Source organism: Anaerococcus sp. AGMB09787, from assembly GCF_022808955.1.
GTDB lineage: Bacteria > Bacillota > Clostridia > Tissierellales > Peptoniphilaceae > Anaerococcus.
The window spans coordinates 87,747-108,798 of sequence record NZ_JAKZEY010000034.1; the positions used below are offsets into that span (position 1 = coordinate 87,747).

Here is a 21,052-nt window from a genome sequence, read left to right on the forward strand (position 1 = left end):
GAGTAACATATGACAAACAACACTTACGAATTTATAATGGATATAATTTCATCAAAAAACTTATCCCTTTCAAAATCTGAAAACACCATTCTAAACACACTTAAAAACTCACAGATAGATCTAGAAAATTACAATATAGGTGATTTTTCAAAAGTTCTAGAAGTTTCTAATTCAACTATAACTAGATTCGCTCAAAAACTTGGCTTTGATGGCTTTTCAGAATTTAAATATAAATATTTACAAAGACCTAGGATAATCCAAAGCAAGACCCAAGAAATTTACAAGCAGATTCTAGATTCTATCTTTATTTTCGATAAAGATCTTATAGATTTTATAAAGTCCTTTTCAAGTTTTGGTAAAATCGCTGTGATAGGTATTGGTTCTAGCGGCCTTGCTGCCAATGAATTTACCTATAAGTTTGGAGAAGTAGGGCTTCATAATACAGACTATGCCAAAGAGCCTTATAGTATAAATCTTCTTACAAAAAGTCTAGAAAAAAACGACTTATTAATAGCTATATCTTTGACCGGTGAAAATCTTAATCTTTTGGAGGGAGTAAATTTCGCCAAAGAAAAGCATGCCACAATCTTAGCTATAAGTAAAGAAAGTGGATCTAGCCTAGCTAAACTTTCTGATAAGAAGATTATTATTCCTTCTTATCCATCTTATTCCTATAAGATATCCAAACTTTTTCCAGTTATCCTAGTTCTTGATATGATATGTGAAGCCTATCTTAATTAGCCTTTATCATATCCTTGCCAATATATCTAAGGATGGCCTCGACAAATATCGAGTTAGACCAAGAAAACCAATCTCTTGTATACTCATTAGGGTCATCCTTATTAAATCCTTCGTGAGTTAGATAAGTATTAGCGTGTGTTTTTTCAAATATTTTTAAAATCTCTTCTTGCTCATCTCTTTTATCACTTGTCATAAGTTCAATAGCTAAACCTAAATGCCAAATATAATCTTTAGGAGTATGATCACTTCCAATTCCCTTAGCATACTTACCTACAAAATAATTTTTGTTTTTTTCTGATAAGATAAAATCCCTAGTATTTTGATAAATAGAATCCTCTGAACTTACATATCCTAGATAAGGAAGCGACATAAGAGAAGGAACATTAGCATCATCCATCAAATTATAATTTCCTAGACCATCTGTTTCATAGGCAAAAATTTTGCCAAAATCTTTATCTTCTATAATTCCATATTTCCTTATGCCCTCATCAATTTCATTAGCTAATTTTTTCATCTTAGAAGCTAGGTCTAATCTTTTGGATACAGCTTCCAATTTTTCAGATAATTTCCTTAAAACAACTACAGCAAAGGCATTTGATGGAATTAAATATTGGTATAGACAGGAATCATCTGATGGTCTAAAGCCTGACCAAGACATGCCAGTATAAGCTACTGGTGTACCTCTTTTACTATCTCTTAGGCTATCAGATGCTGCCCAAGGATTTTCTCTTTCAAATTCATAAGAAGAGTTTTCATGTCTTTGTTCAAGGGCAATTATATCTACCATATTTTCCAAGACTCTAAGAAAATTTTGGTCAAATAATTTCTCATCTTTGGTTTTTTCATAATATAGGTAGACTGTTTGCATTACATAGCAAATAGAATCTAGCTCATATTTTCTTTCCCACACCCAAGGAGAATCAAAATCACTTATATCTGCCTTACTCCAAGCCCTACCACTAGCCTTTTCGTTAAAGGCATTGGCATAGTAATCCTTGTCTATAGAGAAAATTTGCCTATCTAAAACTTTCTTTATAAGTTTATCTGCTTGTTTTGAATCTATATAAAACAAGGGTCTAATTTGGCCTGCTGAATCTCTAAGCCACATAGCTTCTATATCTCCAGTTATTACGAAGACATCTCCCCTATCACTTTCTCTCATAGTTGTAGTGAAAGTATTGTTGATCGCTTTTTCAAATATCTTTTTTATCTCTTCAGATAAGCTATTATTTTCCCTTACTTCTTTTATTAATCCTTCTACTATTTCTCTCATCATATCTCCAATTTAAAAGTTCTAATATCAAAAGCCCTTATCTTAGTTTTATCTTCTGGAGCAATTTCTTTTTTTGCTAATATATCAACATCTACCCCATCTTCTAGCCTAAAGTCCTTGTCCTTATCAGATGGATTATAGACTCTTAGTATAGCTTGGCCCTCCTGATTTCTAAAGAGGGTAGAGAATTGATTATCTCCTAGGTCAAGGTCTAAATTTTTTGCCTGATAAGTGTTTTCGTAGCCTTTTTCTAATTGTACTGGGAAAAAGTCAACCCTATCTTGTAAAACTCTTTTTCTAGAAGCTTCGAAGTCCTTACTAAAAGAATCAAAGTATAAATCAAATTCCATATGTGAAAGTTCATCTTTGACAAGTTGAGCATCAGGTGTTTGAAAGTCTCCCCAATCTCCTAATTCTCCTACTGACCTAAACAATGTTAGGTAAAGACCTTGATCTTTTATATTTTCATATTCTCCAAGACCAATTGCAGATACACTAAAGCCATTATCATCCTTATCTTTAACTTGAACATACCTATTAAAGTTTTGAGAATAGTCAGGATTTTGCCAAGTCTCAGGAGGATAAGCCCTTCTTTTTACACATTCAAAGATTGATTCAGCGTATAGATCATCTATATCTAAATCATGGCCAAAGAGAAGTCTCATCCTATGATCTTTTGCCTTGTTATCAAGGTTAATTTTTATCTCTAGACTAGACTTATCATCAAATACCTTTATTTCTTTTTCAATTATCATAGTAGTTATATTCACATCTCTATGAGCTACTCTTCTACTTATATCTATTAGCCTTATTTGGGCATCTCTTAAGTCTTCATCTGCTTGTTTAGGGAGGATAAACTCTTCTTTAAGTTTTATAAGATATAGGCCATCTAATCTTTGGATATGCTTATCAATTAGCTTGCCTGAGAATATTCTCTTCTCATCATCTACTCCTCTATATATATACTCATTACCTATATCAGCCCCATCTTCAATTGCCAAGACATTTTTATAAGTCTTTTTATTTCTCTTATCAAAAATATTAAGACTTGAATTATCATTTATTTCTATCTTATAGAAGTTATTTTCTACAAAATCAAAGCTTCCTGCTTTTTTGTTATGAGCTTTCTTGCTTTCTTTTAAAGTTAAGATTTTCTTTTCAAAACCCCCTAGTTTTAGGGTAAATCTTAGGTTAAATTCATTGGCATAATAGGGCTTTCTAAAGGCATTTTTAGGTAGGTCATAAGAAAATCTTGTTCCTATAAAGTCCATTTGACAAGCAATTTCATTGCCATCTTTATCAAAAAGACTCAAATTCTCATAAACCTTCTTGTTTAGTCTTTGATAAACTTGTTCAAAATCTCCCCTGAAATAAGTCTTATCAAGTTTAACTACCATTTCAACTTCCTTTATTCTTTCATAAGGGAGAGTGTTTATAATAGCTAGACTTACGCCATCATCTTCTGCCCTTGTAGTAGCTATTATATTTTCCCTTGCCAAATCTTTTAAATAATCTATCCCATCTCTAACATCCTTAAAACGTCTAAGGTTGCTATCATGAACTTCATCTACAGAACATCCACAAATAGAGTCATGGGGATGATTTTGCATCAACTTTTCATAAAGATAGTCTATTTTCTCATAAGGGTACTTAGCTTTATCTACAAACAAAGTAAAAAGCGGATTAATGATTTCTTCAAGGTCTCTTTCTAAGGTCTTGTTATATTTTTTTAAATAATACCTAGAAGATGAAGTCGATTGGAGAGTCCACCAACCATCTGTGTTTTGGCTCCTAAGTTCTCCTTTAACTAGGCCAAGATCTTTTACTTCATTATTTACACATTCAAAATAGTAGTCTAAGTTTGAGTGAATAAATTCATAATCATCATACATTTCATTAGCTTTTTTTATAATCTTGCCTATATTCTTTTGAACAGGAGAATGATCACAACCATTCATCAAAAGAAGATGGCTTGTAGAAGCGTATTTTTCCATATCTTCTATTTTCTTATCCATGTATTTTTTTAAGGCAACTTCTTCTTCTGGGATATCTACACCATTACAATACCAATTAGCAAATAATATTCCTAAAACAGTATCTCCATTAGGACTTTGCCATATTAGCTCGGAGTTTTTAGATGTATAATCTTCTACTACTAGATTATCAAAGCCTGTAGCCTTTACACCTCTTCCAAAATAAGCAACTCCTATGCCTGCCTTCTTTAATATTTGTGGTGCTTGACCAATATTTCCGAAGGTATCTGGAAAATATCCTATCATAGATGACTTGCCATACTTCGAAGTTTTTTTAATACCAACTTGTAAGTTTTTGATATTTGACTCTCCACTTGTTAGAAAAGCATCTTGTAAAATATACCAAGGGCCTATCCTAAGCTTCCCCTGCCTTATAAGCTTAGTTAAAACTTCCCTCTTATCTGGTTTTACTTCTAGGTAATCTTCTATGGGTAAATAGTGACCATCTAATTGGTAGTATTTAAAAAGTGGATCTTTAAATGCCTCTATTAGATCATCAATCAAGTCTACAAGTCTCATGTTGTGTTTTTCGTGAGGCATATACCACTCTCTATCCCAATGTGTATGGCTAACTACATGTATGATTTTTTTCATTTAATCTACTCCCTCTAAGTTACTATAAATTTCTTCTAAGATTTTAGATGTCTTTACTTCTCTTTCTTCTACAATAAAATTAGAATATTCTTTGTAGACCCTGACCTTGGGTTCTTTACTTTTTTGATAGAAACTTCTTGCCAGATCTTTATTTTCTTCTAAGATATTTTTAATAGCTAAAAGTAAGTATTTAAGCGATAGGAAAAAAGCTTCTACTTCTTCAAAGAGCTTCTCATTGGTATAATTTTTAAAGTAAGACTCTATTGCGTAAAGTTTTTGATCTATAGCTTCTAGGATTAAATCTTTATCTTTATCCTTGTAAGCTTTTGCTATCTTTGCTTCCGCTAGGTACTTCTTATTTTCACTCCTATCATAAACCCCCGATCCAAAAAACGAATCAGATATTGTTAGAAGCTCATCACTTACTTTTTCATCAACATAGGCTAGTGCCTTCTTAAAAGCAAGCAAAGGATTATAGGATAGCGGGTTTTTAATAAATTCTCCTATTTGATAGATAGAAATCTTTGATAATTCCGATTGATTCATAGGATTTATTAAAATCGAATCATAATTTATATCTCTAGAATCAAAAAACTCAAAAATTTCCATAAAGATCTGATCCCTTAGGTAATCATTAACTGGCCAGTTAAACCAAATATGAGCTCTTTTGCCAGCAAGCTCTATAAACTTATCATTGGAAGACTTACTTAGGGGAACGACTACATCAGATCCTGTCCACATAATAGATAGCCTATCAAGACCTTTAAATTTTTCGAAATATTCCTTGCCCTTATTATCAATCCAAGCCTCATTGTACCAAGGATGAACAAAAAGTAAGTCATCACACGCAAAGTCTTTTATGAAATCTAAAATATCTCTAACCAGTCTTAGGTGGAAATCTCTTTGTTCATAAGCTTCATCTCTATCTATATCATCCATGCACAAGGCAAAAGATCTTATTCCTTTGTTATATAAGCTCTCATATTTTTTAAAAAGTTTATCTCTTTCACTTTCGTAGTTATCAAAATCTATCAAATTCTGTCCTGGATGTATAGCCCAAATAAATCTTACTTGCTTGCTTTGGGCAAATTTTGCAAGCTTTTCTAATTGATCTAACTTATCTTCTGGATAAGGATCTCTCCATTTTATATTGTGGTAGGGGTCATCTTTGGGAGCATACACATAGGTATTCATACCAATATCTGATAAAAACCCTATCATAGACCTTCTCTCTTCAAAAGTATAGGGAATGCCATAAAACCCTTCTATTACTCCTATCTTTTCCATAAAAGCTCCTTAATTTGAATATATTTTCTTAATTATTGCAAAAATAATATATAATGAAATTTCTTTCACTTTTTCTTACAAAATTAAAGACTTATGCATCAACATAAGTCTTTAACTATAATTGTCAGTTCTCATCCCAATTATCTAATTGGCTTTGAACTTCTTTTATCAATTCATCGATACCTGCTGTATCGAGTTTCTCCATAAAGTTTTGATAATAAGCTTGGTCAAAAGATCCTGTCTTTAAATTCTTCTCAAATTCAAAGATAGTTTGCTCTACATTTTGGACCTGACTTTCAACATTTTTCTTATCAAAGTTAAAACCTAGAATTGGTGAAGGTTTTATATTGCTTATAAACTTCTCCAAACTCTCCTTAGCTTCTGGTGTATCAGAATCAGGACTTGTAGTTATTAGTATTATTTTTCTTTTACTTATATTTTTCTATGCTTCAGGATTCCAATTATCTAATTGGCTTTGAACTTCTTCGATTATCTTATCGATTCCTGCTGTCTTTAATTTTTCTAGGAATTCTTCATAATACTTTTCATCGAAAGCACCTGTTTTAAGGTTAACGCCATATTCAGCTATAGTTTGTTGAACATTTCCTAATTCTGCTTCAAAACTAGAGTTATCTAAAGTAAATCCTAATACTGGAGAAGCTGTTAATTTTTCTTCGAATTCTTTAGTTTCTTGGTCGAATTCTTCATCTCCGATTCCTGGAGCTCCTGCTAATGGAGTTCTGTTAAATGCTGATAGGAATGTAAATGATGGAACATCATAGTCACTACCTGCATCAACTTCTTCTACAGCGAACTTTTTAACCTTTCCATCAACTAGTTCATAGTGTTTGCCTTCGATACCATATGATAACATATCTTGAAGTTTTTGATCTGTAAACATTCTATTGATAAAGTCTAAACAATAATCAGCTTTTTCTGTTTGTGAGTTTAGAGAGATCATCTTACCTGTTGCTTTATCATTAGAAATTATTATATTCTCACCAATTATATTTGAAACAACTTCACCACGTGTTTCAGTTGTCCATACTGCTTCAGAGCCTGGTTCACCTTCAGCTTCAGTAACTAGTACTTCATCTTCTGCTAATGTTCCGCCAGCTTCTGTTTGTGGAGCTGAAGGAGTTACTAGACCTTCATCCATGTATTTTTTCATAGTCATAATTTGATTTTTATATACATCGTCAGCATAGAAATTATAAGCTGTAAGTTTATCTCCATCTTCTTTAACAGCTATACCATCTGTTATCATATATACAGGTTCAGCAAAAGCAGCTAAGAAGTCTCTAGCTATACCGAATGGATATTCCATGCCCTCTTCTTCTTTTACTTGTTTTAAGATTGGTTCAAGGTCTTGTACAGTTTTTACATTTGAATAATCTATGTTGTATTTGTCAACAAATTTTTTGGTCCATACAAATTGGTTAGCTGCAACTGCTCCTGGATAAGCTGCAGGAATTCCATAGATTTTTCCATTCATTTGTACACCCTTTATCATATCAGGGTTGATTTTTTCCATAAACTCTTTGCCTTCAACTAAATCTGTTAAGTCCATAAGAGCGTTTTGATCAACTAAAGTCTTATATGGACCTGCCCAGTTAGCTGTAAATGCCATATCCCAGTCTTCACCTGTTGATGAAGCAAGTTGAAGTTTTTGTTCATAGTCACCCCAATCATAGAAAACTAGATCTAAGTGATATCCGGCTTCTTGTTCATCTAGGTAGTCATTAATTGCAGCAACTACTTCATCTTTACCTCCTGGAGGTGTACCGATGTTTAAGTAAGTAATTGTTTCAACTTCTCCACTATCGCTTGTTTCTTCTTCAGTTTCTGTTTCTTGTGTCTCTTCAGTTTCTGCTGGTGTTTCTTGTTCAGTTTGTTCGGTTTCGTTGCTAGGTTCTTCAGCTGTATTTTCATTATTACCACATGCTGATAGACCTAAGGCCAATAATATAGCCATTGATGAATAAGTTACTTTCTTTAATAATTCCATTTTTTCCTCCTTCAAATATATAATGAATTATTCTTTTACTGCCCCTAAAGTTAAGCCACTAATAAAGTATCTTTGGAAGAATGGATAAGTTATCGCTATTGGTGCAGTTGTTATTACTACTATAGCCATTCTCAAAGTTTCTTTTGGCAAAGTCTTCATTGCTTGTGCCGCTACACCTCCTATTTGACCGCCTCTAGATGATAAGAAAGACGTTGAATTTTGTATTCTAATCAAAAGATATTGAACAGGAATTTTATCCAAATCATCTATATACAACATGGCGTTATACCAGTCGTTCCAATATCCCAAAGTTAAGAACAAACCTACAGTTGCAAGTACCGGCAAGGATAAAGGCAAAACTATTTTGAAAAATATTTGAAATTCATTAGCCCCATCTATCGTTGCAGCCTCTATTAGGGCCTTAGGTATACTTGTTTGAAAGAATGTTCTCATTATTATTATATTAAAGGTTCCTAACAACATAGGTAAAATCAAAGCCCAAATTGAATCCTTAAGTCCCAAAACCTGTGTCATTACCAGATAGCCTGCTACAAGTCCTCCAGAAAATAACATTGGTATGGTTGAAACTTTTGTAAAAAATCCTTTAAACTCAAAGTCTTGCCTTGATAAGGCATAGGCATATAAAGTTGTAAGGATTAAAGCAAGAATTACACCTACTACTGTTATAAATATTGAAACCTTATAAGCATTTAATATGGATGATCCTGATGAAAATACCATCTTATAAGCATCCAAACTCAATTCTTTAGGAAAAAGACTGTATCCATTGACTGCTAAATAACTTTCATCTGTTATTGAAATTATAAATACAAATACGAAAGGTAAAATAGCAGATATTGTCAAAAATATCAAGTATATATTTAATCCAATATTAGCAGGTTTTGATACTGCTAAAGGATCAAATTGTTTTTTATTTCTAGCTTTTGTTCTAGCTTTTGTTTTTTGCATATCTTCCTCCTAGAATAAAGACCTTTCAGGGTCATACCTTTTAACAATCTTATTGGCACCTATTATAAGAACAGCACCAACTGCAGATTGTAAGAGAGAAACTGCAGAAGATAAACTTATATCTCCATTTTTCATCAAAGCTCTAAATACATAAGTGTCTATAACGTTAGTTACTGAATATAATGGTCCTGAATCTCTTGGAACTTGATAGAATAATCCAAAGTCTGCCCTAAAGATATTAGCAAGACTCATTATAAATAAAACTGTTACTACCGGTCTTAGCATTGGAATTGTTATATATTTTATTTGCTCCCACTTGCTAGCCCCATCCATTACAGCCGCTTCATAATAAGTTTTATCAATTCCTGACAAGGCCGATAGATAAACTACAGTATTATATCCTAATCCCTTCCAAGCATTTATAACAACAAGAAATATAGGCCACCAAGACTTGTTAGTATACCAATTTATACTATGACCTCCAAACCTAGTTATCAATGCATTTAGTAAACCTTTATCTGGTGATAAGAATGCAAATACAGCATATGATATAACTACCCATGATAAAAAGTATGGTAAAAATAATGATGTTTGATAAAACTTTGCAGCCTTTCTATTTAATAACTCATGTAATGCTATAGCTGTAAACATAGCAAGGACAATATTTACTACTATGAAAGTTGCGTTATATAAAATAGTATTTCTTATAATTACCCAAGCATCATTACTTTGGAAGAAAAACTTAAAGTTTTTTAGCCCAACCCAATCACTTTGAAAAAGGTTGTAGAAAAAATTTTTTGAAAAAACTTTATAATCTTTAAAAGGAATTATTACACCAAACATTGGCAAATAACTCATTACTGCAAACCAAATAAAACCTGGCAGGCAAAATAACATCAAAGGCAAGTTTTTCTTAAATCTTTGGCTAAATGGCTTTTTGGGTTTTTTTCCATTTTTTCTTAAATCTGTTTTCTTTATTTCCATTTTAACCTTCCTTATAAGTTCTTTATAGAATACTCATTGATCATAACCCCTGTTATGGCTATTACTATTACAAAAGGATATATCCAAAGTATGTTATTTAGCATAAGTCTTTCAAAAACGCCCCAAATGAGCCCGACTATTATTGAATAGATAAGGTTTTTAAAACTAAGGATAGTAGAATTTTTAACATTTACTATAAAATCTACCTTCTTTCTAAAAGCGTTTTGTAAGATCATGTAAAATATGATATTTCTTAAGATAAATGATAAGAATAGTCTAAATATTCCTATCAGTAAGTTTTCTCCTTCTAGAAGCCTTAGGGAATCAGATGAGTAAAAGTATAAACTAAAAACTACAAGATAAGAAAAATACTTACTTATAGTATCCTTATCAAAGACTTTCTTAAAGTCTCCCTTAGCGTAAAGTCCATAATTTACAAAAATTTCTCTTGTACTTATAAATTCTCTCTCAAGAGCAAAACCTAAAAGTCCAATAAGTGGTACAAATAGAAGTATATATTTTATCAATGGCTCTTTTAACAAAAGATTTATAAGTATTATTGGAAGAAGGATTATAGATGTATAAACGATTGAGAAAAAGACAAATAAAATCACTTCCCCAATCTTTGCTAAAGATTTTGAAAATCCTTGCATTAGACAATTCTCATTTGACTTTCTATATCAAATAAATGTATCTCATCTAGGTTAACATCTAAATAAATTTCATCACCTTTTGCCAAGTCTTTAAGTTTACCTTGAACTTTAACAGCCACTTGGCTTTTAGCATCCTTTGCTGTGGCATAAAGAATAGACTCATCACCTAGCATCTCGATATTTTCAATAGTCGCTGTTATAGAAGTATCTTGTTGCCTTCCTGAGTTTACTCTAAAAGATTCTGGCCTAATGCCAACAATAACTTTCTTGCCTTCATAGGCTTTCATAGCATCTTTATCTTCATCCCTAACTGGAATATCATCTGTTCCAAAGATTATATGAGAATTTTCTACCCTGCCATTAAAGAAGTTCATTGGAGGTGAACCTATAAAGTTTGCAACAAATACATTAACTGGCCTATCATAAATTTCTTCTGGACTTCCAACTTGTTGGATATATCCATCTTTCATTACAACAATCCTAGATGCCATAGACATAGCTTCTGTTTGGTCATGGGTTACATAAATTGTTGTAGTATCCAGTTGATCATGAATCTTTGAGATTTCATTTCTCATTGCCACCCTTAACTTTGCATCCAGGTTACTTAAAGGTTCATCCATTAGGAAGATATCAGCTTCCCTTACTATAGCTCTTCCTAAAGCAACTCTTTGCCTTTGTCCTCCTGACAAGGCAGCAGGTTTTCTATCTAAATAATCTTCTAGCTGGAGCATTTGAGCTGCCCTATGTACCTTTTTCTCAATTTCTTTTTTGTCAACTTTTTGAAGCTTAAGTCCAAAAGCCATATTATCATAAACTGTCATATGTGGATAAAGGGCATAGTTTTGGAAAACCATAGCTATGTTTCTATCCTTGGGACTTACTTCATTCATCAATTTCCCATCGATGTACAAATGGCCATCTGAAATTTCTTCAAGTCCTGCTATCATCCTTAAGGTTGTTGACTTCCCACAACCAGATGGCCCTACAAATACTATAAATTCTTTATCCTTAATATCTAAGTTAAAGTCAAATACCGCTTGAACACCATTAGGATAAATTTTATCAATGTGTTCTAATTTTAAATTTGCCATACCGTCTCCTCTAACACCTTTTTGAAAAGGATTTCTAATCGCATTTCTATTGGTTCGCTATAACCATTCTATAATAAATTTATAAAAAAAGCAAGCAAAACGTTGAAATAAAAGTGTTTTCTTAAGTTCGTCATTTCACCTACTTTTTTTGAAAATATTTTCATGAATTTTTTTGAAAACGTCTATCTAATCTTTAGCTATTGATTCTACTAAAGTGAGATCCCCTTCTATCTTATATTCATTGACCTTGGTAGTTAAAATAAAGAAGTCGCCCTTGTTAAGTTTATAGGCTTTATCATTTACACTTATATCTCCAGAGCCTTCTATAACAGCAAATAAACTATAAGGAATTTCTTTAGAAAAATCGTAAGATGAGTTTATAGTTTTTTCTATAACTTTAAAGTACTCATTGTCAGTTAATATTCTCATAGTTAAATTTCCATCTTTTATCAAATCTATATTTTGATTATTAGGTAAAATCTTTATAGCTTGCTTAGATTTTTCAAGGTGAAGCTCTCTTAGCTTCCCAAATTTATCTTTCCTGTCATAATCATATAACCTATAGGTGATATCACTTGCTTGTTGAATCTCAAGAATCAATGAGCCTTTTTTTATAGCATGTACTGTACCAGCTTTTACAAGGAAAAAGTCTCCCTTGTGGGTCTTAACTTCTTTTAACAGGTCTTTCCAACGTCTTTGATCTATTAACTTGATAGCTTCTTGTTTGCTATCTACTTTTAGGCCATAAATTATTGAAGATACATCTTCATTTAAGATATACCAACACTCCGTTTTTCCTCTTGAATCTTCTAGTTCTTTTGCCATTTTATCATCTGGATGAACTTGTATAGAAAGATCATCACTTGCATCGATTATCTTTACTAAAAGTGGGAAAGTTTGACTTTTTGGATTTCCAAAAAGCTCTCTATCATCCCTATAAACTTCTTGTAAGCTCTTAGCTTTATAGCTTCCATTTAAGATAGTTGAACTCATTTCATCCATATCAGATATGGCCCAATATTCCCCTGTTTTTTCTGAAGGAATGTCAAAACCATATATAGTTTTTAGCTTATTACCACCCCATATTTTCTCTTGAAATTTTCCTTCTAAAAATAAAATATCTTTCATCATACCCCTTTATTAAAAACCATCTTATTATTATCTTAATATAATCTTTGTTAAAAGTAAATTTCTATATGCGTAAAAAAACTACCGAGATATATACCCGGTAGCCTAAAGTTCTCTTATTATTTTGCGTTAGCTATAGCTTCGTCTACTGCTGCTTTAAGAGCTTCGCTTGTTACTGTAGCTCCTGAAACATTTTCAACTCCATCTGTTCCGTTAGCTGCTTTGATTGCTTCAACTAGTTCTGGAACAGCCTTTCCTCCAACATCTTCTGTTTCTTTATGGTCAACTTGGATGTCTTTAATTGTTTCGCCGTCTAGTGTTACTGTGACTTTCATTTCTCCACCGTAACCTTGACCTGTTGCTTCTCCAACTACTTCTCCGCTAGTTGCTGTTGATGCTGCATTATCTGCTGGTGCAGCTTCTTCAGTTTTATTTCCACATGCTGTTAATGCAAGTGCTAGTGCAGCTACTGCTGCGTATTTTTTAATATTTGTCATATTAATCCTAGTTTGATCCTTCTTCAGATACTACATCTGTTGATGGTGTGCTTACTGCATCATCTGTTGATACTGCGTCTGTTGTTGTTTCTGTTGATACATTTTCTTCAACAGGAGCTTCTGTTGTTGTTTCTGTTGATGCTGCGTTGTCTGCTGGTGCAGCCTCTTCAGTTTTATTTCCACATGCTGTTAATGCAAGTGCTAGTGCAGCTACTGCTGCATATTTTTTAATATTTGTCATTATTATCTCCTTTTTCATCAACTATTGATTACGATTATTAATTATACTAGTTATTACTAAAGATTCAAATATATCTCCTTAGTAATTACCATTATACATCATATTTGTGTAGATATTACAAATTTTTGTAATTTTCTTTAAATACATCCCTTATTATATCTCCAATGGATGATAATTGGACAAGCTCTAGGCTATCAAAGTCTTCTTGCTTGGCTGATCCCCTGGCTACGTAGGCTTTCTTGTAGCCTAGTCTCTCGATTTCTTTTAGTCTTTGCCTGATTGATGGAACTCTTTTTAGCTCACCAGTTAAGCCGACTTCTGCTATAAAGACAGTTTTTTCTTTAATAGGGACCTTTAGCATGGATGATGCTATGGATACCATGATGGCAAGGTTGACTGATGGCTCGCTTAGTTTTAGGCCTCCTGTTGTTTTTATAATTACATTTAGGTCATAGAGGTTAAGTCCTGCCCTCTCTTCTAGGATTGATATCAATGTATTTAGGTCATCACGCCTGAGACTATCTCCAATTCTTTGAGGATATGGTGTGAAGGATTTGGAAACTAGGGACTCAATTTCTACTTCAAGTAACCTACTGCCTTCTTTTACAACAGCTATGGCAGATCCTTCTACTGGCTTTTCCCTTTCTGTTATAAAGTAAAGGCTAGGGTCTTTGATTTCTACAAGACCTTCTTCCCTCATGGAAAATAGTCCAATCTCGCCAGTCCTTCCAAACCTGTTCTTGCTAGTAGTAAGGACTCTAAGGTCTTCTTCGCTCTGCCCATCTAGGATCATTACTGTATCTACCAAGTGCTCTAATGTCCTAAGTCCTGCCATCTCCCCCTTCTTGGTCATATGGCCTATCATTATAAGGGCCCTTTTCTTTGGGCCATCCTTGGCAAGCTCTACTGCCTTATTGGCAACCTCTATGGTCTGGGTTGGACTTCCTGCCTTATTGTCAAATTCTATGAGGCTAAAGGTCTGAATTGAGTCCAAGAACACTATATCTGCATCGACTCTCTGTGCTTCCTTTATAGCAAGGTCCATAGAGTTTGTCGATAGGATCCAGATATTATCAGATAAGTTATCCATAATCCTATCGGCTCTAGACTTAATCTGGCTCTCACTTTCTTCTCCAGATATATAGATTACCTTGTAGCCTAAATCTCCATAGGACTTCGATAATTGGAGGAGGAGGGTGGACTTGCCGGCACCAGGCCTTGCTGTAAGGATTGATACTGAATCCCTAACAAGTCCTCCACCTACAACCCTATCAAACTCCTCGTAGGATGATTTGATCCTTAGGGACTTATCCGTTAGGATTTCGTCCAATTTTTTGGCGTTTTTATCCGAAATAATTTCTTGGTTTTTCTTCTTATCTTCTTTGACTGTAACTTCTCGTAGGCTCCCCCAAGACTTGCAAGATGGACATTGGCCAGCCCATACTGCCTGTCTGTGGCCACACTCTCCACATTCATAAACTTTTTTTACCTTAGCCATAAGCCCTCCTAAACTATCTTATATTATACACTTTTATAGCAAAAAAGAGCCCCTGCTCTCACAAAGGCTCTCTAAGTTCTTAATTAATTCTCTCTTCGCTTTCTCCATCAAAGAAGTGGAGGGCTTCAGGGTCTAGGGTAAAGTCATGGCTTTCGCCCTTACTAAAGTCTATATAGCCAGGCTGACTTATGGTTAGGTTGGTGCCATCTTTTAGCTTGGTGTATAAGAGTTGCTCCTTACCCAGCATCTCGATTACATCAATAGTTACATTTATACTATTGTAATCACGTTTCTCAGATATAAATCTCTCTGACCTTATGCCCAGGTAGATGTCCTTACCCTCGTAGGATTTTATCTTAGCCTCGTCCTTCTCACTTGGTCTAACCCTAACCTCTCCTGATTCATTGACAAAGAGTCCGTTTTTAATCTTACCCTTCATGATGTTCATGGTAGGAGATCCTATAAAGCCTGCTACAAAGAGGTTATTTGGTCTTTGGTAAAATTCTGATGGGGCTCCTACTTGTTGGACAATCCCCTTATCTAATAAGACTATCTTGGTAGCCATAGTCATAGCCTCGGTCTGATCGTGGGTTACATAGATACTTGTCGTATCTAGTTGGTTGTGGATCCTTACTATCTCAACCCTCATTTGCTCACGAAGCTTGGCATCAAGGTTACTCAAAGGCTCATCCATCAAGAAGACTGCAGGATTTCTAGCTATAGCCCTACCCAAGGCAACTCTTTGCCTTTGACCACCTGATATATCTGAAGGTCTTGAATAGAGGTATTCTTCTAGTTGCAAAATCTTAGCTACTTCTTGGATCCTCTTATCTATAACTTCTTTTCTTTCCTTCTTCATATTCAAGGAGAAGGCCATATTGTCATAGACTGTCATGTGGGGGTAGAGGGCATAGGATTGGAAGACCATGGCTATGTCCCTATCCTTTGGCTCAACCTTGTTCATAATCTTATCATTGAATTTAAGGGTTCCTTCTGTTATTGAGTTAAGTCCTGCTATCATCCTCAATAAGGTTGACTTACCACAACCAGAAGGACCCAATATTACACAAAAATCATTGTCATCTATATCGAGGTTAATGTGTCTTATAGTAAATTTCTCACGCCCCTCATATTTTTTACCTATATTATCTAATGTTACTCTCATTTTTAACTCCTATCCCTTAACTGCACCTGAAGAAAGTCCACCGACAAGCTCATCTTGTAAGGCCAAGAAAAGAAGCATTACAGGAATGGCTGACAAAAATCCTCCAGCAGCAAAGGCTGGTTGATTCATATTTCTCACATCATTTATTAGGGTAAACAAGCCAGTCGCAAGAGTGTACTCGCCCGGATTTGTCAAAAGTATTTTTGGCATCATATAGTCCAGGAAGGGCCCTATAAAACATTGGAGGGCTATTATTGCAAGCATAGGCCTTGCCAGTGGCATGATAATTAGCCTATAGACTTGGAGGTTGGAACACCCATCTATCTTGGCCGCCTCGTCTAGCTCCTTGGAAATACTATCCAAATACCCCTTAAGGATAAAGGTATTAGTCGCTATTGACCCACCTGAATAGATCAAAACAAGCATAGCCGACCTAGAAAATACAGGCAAGGTCCCTGATATTATGGAATGGATAGCGTAGTAGGCTGTAATTCCTGCAAAGGCCGGAATAATTTGCACTAGCATTATAGTAATCAAGCTTGCCTTCTTACCCCTAAACCTAAATCTAGAATAGGCATAGCCTGTAAAAGATACAAAGATCAAGGTTAGGAGGGTGGTTGCTGTAGCAATCTTTAACGTGTTCCACACCCACCTCAAAAACTCCGTTTCCTTAAAAAGGTAGGTGAAGTTCTCTAGGGAAAATACAAAGGTCCCATTCATGGAAATATATTGGCCTTGGTTTCCATTAAAGGATGAGATGACCATTATCACCAAGGGAACAAGGATAATCGCTGCCCAAATAAACAATATAAGGTAACTTATAGCCAAGACAAACTTCCCTGCCGTACTCAAGGGTTGGAGGTCTGAGAGGTATAAGTTTTCTTTTTTCTTTTTCTTAAACATACTAATACTCCTTAAAGGCTGAAGAGTTTTTATATCCAAAATATGAAATCACAATAAGGATTATGGATATAAAGACTGTAATTGCAGCACCTATAGCCTGATACTGATTCTCCATAGTTAGCTTGTAAATATATGAGATCAAGATATCTGAACTTCCTGCTAGGTTACCATAAACTTTAGGATTGAAAGGTCCTCCTTGGTTGTAGAGGTAAATTATTGAGAAGTTATTGAAGTTAAAGGTGTATTGGTTAATAAGCATAGGGGCTATTTGGAATAGAACCAAAGGAATAGTAATCTTGAAGGTCCTTTGGATGCCTGTAGCTCCATCAATGCTTGCAGCTTCATATAAGTCCTTAGGTATCGCTTGCAAAACTCCTGTTGTCAATAGGAAAATATAGGAATGTCCCAGCCAACCTTGGAGGAGTATTAGGGCAAGCCTTGTTTGCATAGTATTATTCTTAATATCTAGACCTACACCAAAGAGCGAATTTACCGTCTCGGTTATTATTCCCCCACGACTTGTCATGATTGAAAAGAACATTATGGTAATGAAGGCCGGAATCGCCCATGGTAATAAATAAACTGTCCTAAAGAACTTCTTACCCTTAACTCTTTCATTGTTGACCATAAGGGCAAAGACAAAGCCCAGGAGGATAGCGAGGGTTGATGCACCCAGGGTCCATACTATAGTCCATCCAAAGATATGCCAGAAGGCCTGACCTGCTATACCTTTACCCCTTGCTATAGTTATATAGTTAGAAAGTCCTATCCAATTAAACTTGTTTTGATTTTGAGGGTCCATATTAGTAAAGGATATCAAAATCGCTGTCAAGATAGGAACTATAACTATAAAGATAATTACCAAAAGAGCAGGAGCTGTTATTAGGTAAGGGAAGCCCTCAGAACTTACGAATTTCTTGGTCTCGAAGAAATTATTAGGTCTAATACCTGCCATCTCTCTTTTTTCTACTTTTCTTACATCCCTAAAGGACATTATAAGGATAAAGGCCGCAAGGACTACAAAAACTAGGGCCAAAATTCCCTCTATCATAAAGAGAATTGACCTATCTAGCCTCTTGCCCCCTTGGGCTAGGCTTACTAGCCCTGCAAGACCTTGACCTTGGTAGTTACCAAAGCCTAGGGCATAGGGAATGGCTATTAGGTAGATAAAAAGGGAAGCTAATAAGAACAAGGCTCCCTTCTTTAACTGACCATTAAGAATTTGTCCAAGGCCTGGTATGGGCGCTGATATGATAGACCTAAAGGCAGATGTCTTAGCCACTTCTACCGGAGTCCTACGCCTTAGCTCTGCCAAGTCCCCCTCTAGGATCTTTTTATCTGTCTTCAGATCCTTATCAATCCTGTACTTAATAGACTCAAGCTCTTCTTTTAGGGAGGTTTCTGGATTTTGATAGTCGATAGACTTATTTTGATCCTTGAACCTTTGCTTTTCCTGTTCTTTTTCGCTCTTGTAAGCTTTCTTGGAAATGGTCTTGTTCCTATAAGACTCTTTTAGAGATGATAGGTTGGCCTCGTGCTTTTCCTTCAAGATCTTCTTATCCTCATCTATCAGCTTCCTAGAAACTTCGATTTCTTCCTTGCTAAGGGCCCCTAGCTTCTCCTCTGCCCCTAGATAGGCCCTCTTAAGCCTGGTATTTTTATCAATAATCTTAGGGATTTCTTCTAATTCAAGACGGGCTTTTTTGTAGTCAAGCTCGCTATCATAGGATAGGTCCTTATTTTCCTCATAGAAAGCGATCATAGCCTCTGCCATAAATTTTCTTTTGTAGAGGTCCTTTAGCTTCCTATCATCTGTCTTTGAAGAATTTTCCTTGTAGGATTTTTGGGCCTTAGCCAGAAGGTCTTTCTTGTCTTTCTTATATTTTTCTATTGCCTTATTATAAGGGTGGTCCTTGCTAGATACCTTAGCCTTGCCTTCTTCCTCTGCCCTTATCAAGTCAATTATATACTGGTTTTTTCTAGGATGTTTTTCTCCTAATTCGTCTATAAGGTATTTTTCATACTTCATACCTACATCCTTTCTTCTCTTCCAATAATGAATAATAAAATAATGTTTAGAATAATTTCTATATAATAAAATATCGAGCCAATTCTAAATTGAAAAAATATATTTACAAGCTCAATTAAGGTCATACCAGCAAAAAATATCTTGTAGGTTAGATTTACTCCTGTCTTATGAATCATAAAAAATGTATAGAGGGAAATAGCGACAGGACTAACTACCCTAATTAAAAAACTTCCTATCACAGTAGTCAAATAAGCTCTGTGGGAAAGTCCTTGATTTATAGCATGAATCTCCCTATAAACTTCCACATCCTTTGCCAGCATCAAGGCCTCCATAGAATAGACCAAGATCAAAAGGGCTGATACTAGCAAAACCTTAAGTATAAACTTATCTCTTTTTTCTTTTTTGTAATTATTAGCCATAACATTCTAAAGTGCTGCCAAAGGTCCACTCAAGCAGCACTCATTCTTCTAATTATTAAAATTTACCATCATAGCATCAAAAGATGCCTTCAATTCCTTGTAAGCTTCTTCTTCGTTAGCAGGTTTTACAGAGTTCCATGATAGGATAGCATTCTTATAAGTATCCCATACGCTTCCCCATTCCTTAAATAATGGTCTAGCTGGAGCATCTTCATAAGACTTGATTGTAGCATCAATTATAGCCTTGTCTGAATCTGGAAGGTCTGATTCTTGGTAAGTTTCATTCTTCACATTTTCCAAAACCTTCCCTGTTGCCTTATAGAGATCTATGGCAAATTCTGGATTGACAATTTCTTTAATCATCTCCTTGGCTATGGCTTCCTTGTTAGCATCTCCTTCTATCCTAGCATTTATTGCAAGTCCCCATCCACCTTGCCAGTGGTTAAGTGGTTTGCCTGCTATAGTTAGGTGGTCGATTGGGAAGATCTCTAGGTTGCCTTCTCCTGCTTGCTCAGAAATACTTGCAGCATCCCAAGCTCCACCAAGCCTTGCAACGCCCTTGTTGCCTGTTGTAAATTCCTTGTCTATATAGCCCCAACCAGCATCTGGGTCGAACAATTCGCTACCAGCCTCGTTGTGTTGTTTCCAATAATCATACATAGCCTTTACTGTAGCCTTCTTCTCATCTTCAAGCTCACTCCATTCCTTAGTAAAGTCAGAATACAAAGTGCCATCTTCCTTCATACCTAGAAGCTCTACTCCAGAAGAATTGGTAGCAGCTACACCATACCAAGCATCAAAAATTGGGAAGAGAACTGTTGCAGCATCATTACCTTCTCCTGCTATCTCTATAGGTTCATCCTTATTAACCCCATTCGCTTCAGCATTTGCAGTATTTACATAGGTAATAAGAGTTTCGATATTATAAGGGAAGGCAAAATATTCACCATCTATATTGAAGTTGCCACCAATACCAGCATCAAAATCATCCCATCCCCCTATTTCTTCAGCTAGACTCTTGGAATCAATAGCTCCCAAAACATCATTTCCTACTAGACCATAAAGTCTATCAGCAGGTATAGCAAAAAGATCTGCTACATCCTTGTTACCAGCATCAGTTGCATCGATAATATCAAGGTGGTCAAAAGAACTTACTGTCTTAAATTCGATCTCTGCATCTGGATACTTTTCCTTAACCCTTGCTGCAGCTTTTTCATAATGGTCAAGCCAATCTTCCTCAACTTGAACACTCAAAGTACCAGCTACCTCACTAGGTTCAGCACTACTAGCTTCTTCAGCTTCATTAGAATTTCCTCCACAAGAAGCAAGAAGACCTGCCAATGATAATGCCATAAGGGCTTTAAATTTATTTTTCATATATTCCTCCATTTGTTCGTGAAAACGTTATATACTGTATATCTTATTATACAACAATTTTCAATTAAAATAAAGTTTTTTTAATTGATCTACTAGCCATGAACATATAAAAAATCCCTAACCTTCCTAGTTAGAGATTTAAGTAAGCATATTTTTTCTACT

General features: G+C 34.9%; 19 protein-coding genes. 1 reads left to right on the plus strand and 18 read right to left on the minus strand.

Features of this window, described 5'->3' with window-relative positions; all coding sequences use genetic code 11:
* Window positions 1-9: 9 nt before the first annotated feature.
* The gene (locus tag MUN42_RS07395) at window positions 10-741 is read left to right on the plus strand and encodes a MurR/RpiR family transcriptional regulator (RefSeq protein ID WP_243344022.1); all 732 of its coding nucleotides are present in this window, start codon (window positions 10-12) and stop codon (window positions 739-741) included.
* On the opposite strand, the gene MUN42_RS07400 is transcribed toward MUN42_RS07395, so the two are convergent.
* The 18 genes from MUN42_RS07400 to MUN42_RS07485 all read right to left on the minus strand — a co-directional run bounded on the left by MUN42_RS07400 (window position 734) and on the right by MUN42_RS07485 (window position 20,890).
* Window positions 734-2,014, minus strand: coding sequence for a glycoside hydrolase family 125 protein (locus tag MUN42_RS07400; RefSeq protein WP_243344024.1), 1,281 nt, complete (start codon window positions 2,012-2,014; stop codon window positions 734-736). The genes MUN42_RS07395 and MUN42_RS07400 overlap by 8 nt on opposite strands.
* On the minus strand, window positions 2,014-4,641 hold the full coding sequence (locus MUN42_RS07405) for a glycoside hydrolase family 38 C-terminal domain-containing protein (protein ID WP_243344026.1): 2,628 nt from the start codon (window positions 4,639-4,641) through the stop codon (window positions 2,014-2,016). Before MUN42_RS07405 ends, MUN42_RS07400 begins: the two co-directional genes overlap by 1 nt.
* Complete coding sequence (locus MUN42_RS07410; RefSeq protein WP_243344027.1) at window positions 4,642-5,928, minus strand: beta-N-acetylglucosaminidase domain-containing protein; 1,287 nt, start codon at window positions 5,926-5,928, stop codon at window positions 4,642-4,644.
* Between the two features lie 124 nt (window positions 5,929-6,052).
* Window positions 6,053-6,295 (minus strand): DUF3502 domain-containing protein, encoded by a 243-nt coding sequence (locus MUN42_RS07415; protein ID WP_243344028.1) that lies wholly within the window; start codon window positions 6,293-6,295, stop codon window positions 6,053-6,055.
* 75 nt (window positions 6,296-6,370) lie between these two features.
* Entirely contained in the window at window positions 6,371-7,936 is a 1,566-nt protein-coding gene (locus MUN42_RS07420) for an ABC transporter substrate-binding protein (protein WP_243344029.1), read from the minus strand.
* A gap of 27 nt (window positions 7,937-7,963) precedes the next feature.
* Entirely contained in the window at window positions 7,964-8,905 is a 942-nt protein-coding gene (locus MUN42_RS07425) for a carbohydrate ABC transporter permease (protein WP_243344030.1), read from the minus strand.
* A gap of 9 nt (window positions 8,906-8,914) precedes the next feature.
* Complete coding sequence (locus MUN42_RS07430; protein ID WP_243344031.1) at window positions 8,915-9,889, minus strand: ABC transporter permease subunit; 975 nt, start codon at window positions 9,887-9,889, stop codon at window positions 8,915-8,917.
* An 11-nt stretch (window positions 9,890-9,900) separates the two neighbouring features.
* Window positions 9,901-10,416: a hypothetical protein gene (locus MUN42_RS07435; protein WP_243344032.1), complete on the minus strand. Its 516-nt coding sequence runs from the start codon at window positions 10,414-10,416 to the stop codon at window positions 9,901-9,903.
* A gap of 125 nt (window positions 10,417-10,541) precedes the next feature.
* Window positions 10,542-11,633 carry a sn-glycerol-3-phosphate ABC transporter ATP-binding protein UgpC gene (gene ugpC / locus MUN42_RS07440; RefSeq protein ID WP_243344033.1) on the minus strand — a complete coding sequence of 364 codons (1,092 nt, stop codon included), beginning with the start codon at window positions 11,631-11,633 and terminating at the stop codon, window positions 10,542-10,544.
* Window positions 11,634-11,819: 186 nt separating this feature from the next.
* Window positions 11,820-12,761 (minus strand): mannose-6-phosphate isomerase, class I, encoded by a 942-nt coding sequence (manA, locus tag MUN42_RS07445; protein WP_243344035.1) that lies wholly within the window; start codon window positions 12,759-12,761, stop codon window positions 11,820-11,822.
* A gap of 119 nt (window positions 12,762-12,880) precedes the next feature.
* A complete protein-coding gene (locus tag MUN42_RS07450) occupies window positions 12,881-13,258 on the minus strand; it encodes an FMN-binding protein (RefSeq protein WP_243344037.1) in 378 nt (125 codons plus the stop codon).
* A gap of 7 nt (window positions 13,259-13,265) precedes the next feature.
* Complete coding sequence (locus MUN42_RS07455; RefSeq protein ID WP_243344039.1) at window positions 13,266-13,499, minus strand: hypothetical protein; 234 nt, start codon at window positions 13,497-13,499, stop codon at window positions 13,266-13,268.
* A 115-nt stretch (window positions 13,500-13,614) separates the two neighbouring features.
* On the minus strand, window positions 13,615-14,997 hold the full coding sequence (radA, locus tag MUN42_RS07460; RefSeq protein ID WP_243344040.1) for a DNA repair protein RadA: 1,383 nt from the start codon (window positions 14,995-14,997) through the stop codon (window positions 13,615-13,617).
* A gap of 79 nt (window positions 14,998-15,076) precedes the next feature.
* The gene (gene ugpC / locus MUN42_RS07465; RefSeq protein ID WP_243344043.1) at window positions 15,077-16,162 is read right to left on the minus strand and encodes a sn-glycerol-3-phosphate ABC transporter ATP-binding protein UgpC; all 1,086 of its coding nucleotides are present in this window, start codon (window positions 16,160-16,162) and stop codon (window positions 15,077-15,079) included.
* Between the two features lie 9 nt (window positions 16,163-16,171).
* Entirely contained in the window at window positions 16,172-17,065 is an 894-nt protein-coding gene (locus MUN42_RS07470; RefSeq protein ID WP_243344046.1) for a sugar ABC transporter permease, read from the minus strand.
* 1 nt (window position 17,066) lies between these two features.
* Window positions 17,067-19,094, minus strand: a complete 2,028-nt coding sequence (locus MUN42_RS07475; RefSeq protein WP_243344047.1) for a sugar ABC transporter permease — start codon at window positions 19,092-19,094, stop codon at window positions 17,067-17,069.
* A gap of 2 nt (window positions 19,095-19,096) precedes the next feature.
* Window positions 19,097-19,513: a hypothetical protein gene (locus tag MUN42_RS07480; protein WP_243344049.1), complete on the minus strand. Its 417-nt coding sequence runs from the start codon at window positions 19,511-19,513 to the stop codon at window positions 19,097-19,099.
* 48 nt (window positions 19,514-19,561) lie between these two features.
* On the minus strand, window positions 19,562-20,890 hold the full coding sequence (locus MUN42_RS07485; RefSeq protein WP_243344050.1) for a sugar ABC transporter substrate-binding protein: 1,329 nt from the start codon (window positions 20,888-20,890) through the stop codon (window positions 19,562-19,564).
* Window positions 20,891-21,052: the final 162 nt, after the last annotated feature.

Coding starts and splice junctions, on each gene's coding strand:
- MUN42_RS07395 (WP_243344022.1), top strand. CDS start 10: ATGACAAACAACACTTACGAATTTATAATGGATATAATTTCATCAAAA.
- MUN42_RS07400 (WP_243344024.1), bottom strand. CDS start 2,014: ATGAGAGAAATAGTAGAAGGATTAATAAAAGAAGTAAGGGAAAATAAT.
- MUN42_RS07405 (WP_243344026.1), bottom strand. CDS start 4,641: ATGAAAAAAATCATACATGTAGTTAGCCATACACATTGGGATAGAGAG.
- MUN42_RS07410 (WP_243344027.1), bottom strand. CDS start 5,928: ATGGAAAAGATAGGAGTAATAGAAGGGTTTTATGGCATTCCCTATACT.
- MUN42_RS07420 (WP_243344029.1), bottom strand. CDS start 7,936: ATGGAATTATTAAAGAAAGTAACTTATTCATCAATGGCTATATTATTG.
- MUN42_RS07425 (WP_243344030.1), bottom strand. CDS start 8,905: ATGCAAAAAACAAAAGCTAGAACAAAAGCTAGAAATAAAAAACAATTT.
- MUN42_RS07430 (WP_243344031.1), bottom strand. CDS start 9,889: ATGGAAATAAAGAAAACAGATTTAAGAAAAAATGGAAAAAAACCCAAA.
- ugpC (WP_243344033.1), bottom strand. CDS start 11,633: ATGGCAAATTTAAAATTAGAACACATTGATAAAATTTATCCTAATGGT.
- manA (WP_243344035.1), bottom strand. CDS start 12,761: ATGAAAGATATTTTATTTTTAGAAGGAAAATTTCAAGAGAAAATATGG.
- MUN42_RS07450 (WP_243344037.1), bottom strand. CDS start 13,258: ATGACAAATATTAAAAAATACGCAGCAGTAGCTGCACTAGCACTTGCA.
- MUN42_RS07455 (WP_243344039.1), bottom strand. CDS start 13,499: ATGACAAATATTAAAAAATATGCAGCAGTAGCTGCACTAGCACTTGCA.
- radA (WP_243344040.1), bottom strand. CDS start 14,997: ATGGCTAAGGTAAAAAAAGTTTATGAATGTGGAGAGTGTGGCCACAGA.
- ugpC (WP_243344043.1), bottom strand. CDS start 16,162: ATGAGAGTAACATTAGATAATATAGGTAAAAAATATGAGGGGCGTGAG.
- MUN42_RS07470 (WP_243344046.1), bottom strand. CDS start 17,065: ATGTTTAAGAAAAAGAAAAAAGAAAACTTATACCTCTCAGACCTCCAA.
- MUN42_RS07475 (WP_243344047.1), bottom strand. CDS start 19,094: ATGAAGTATGAAAAATACCTTATAGACGAATTAGGAGAAAAACATCCT.
- MUN42_RS07480 (WP_243344049.1), bottom strand. CDS start 19,513: ATGGCTAATAATTACAAAAAAGAAAAAAGAGATAAGTTTATACTTAAG.
- MUN42_RS07485 (WP_243344050.1), bottom strand. CDS start 20,890: ATGAAAAATAAATTTAAAGCCCTTATGGCATTATCATTGGCAGGTCTT.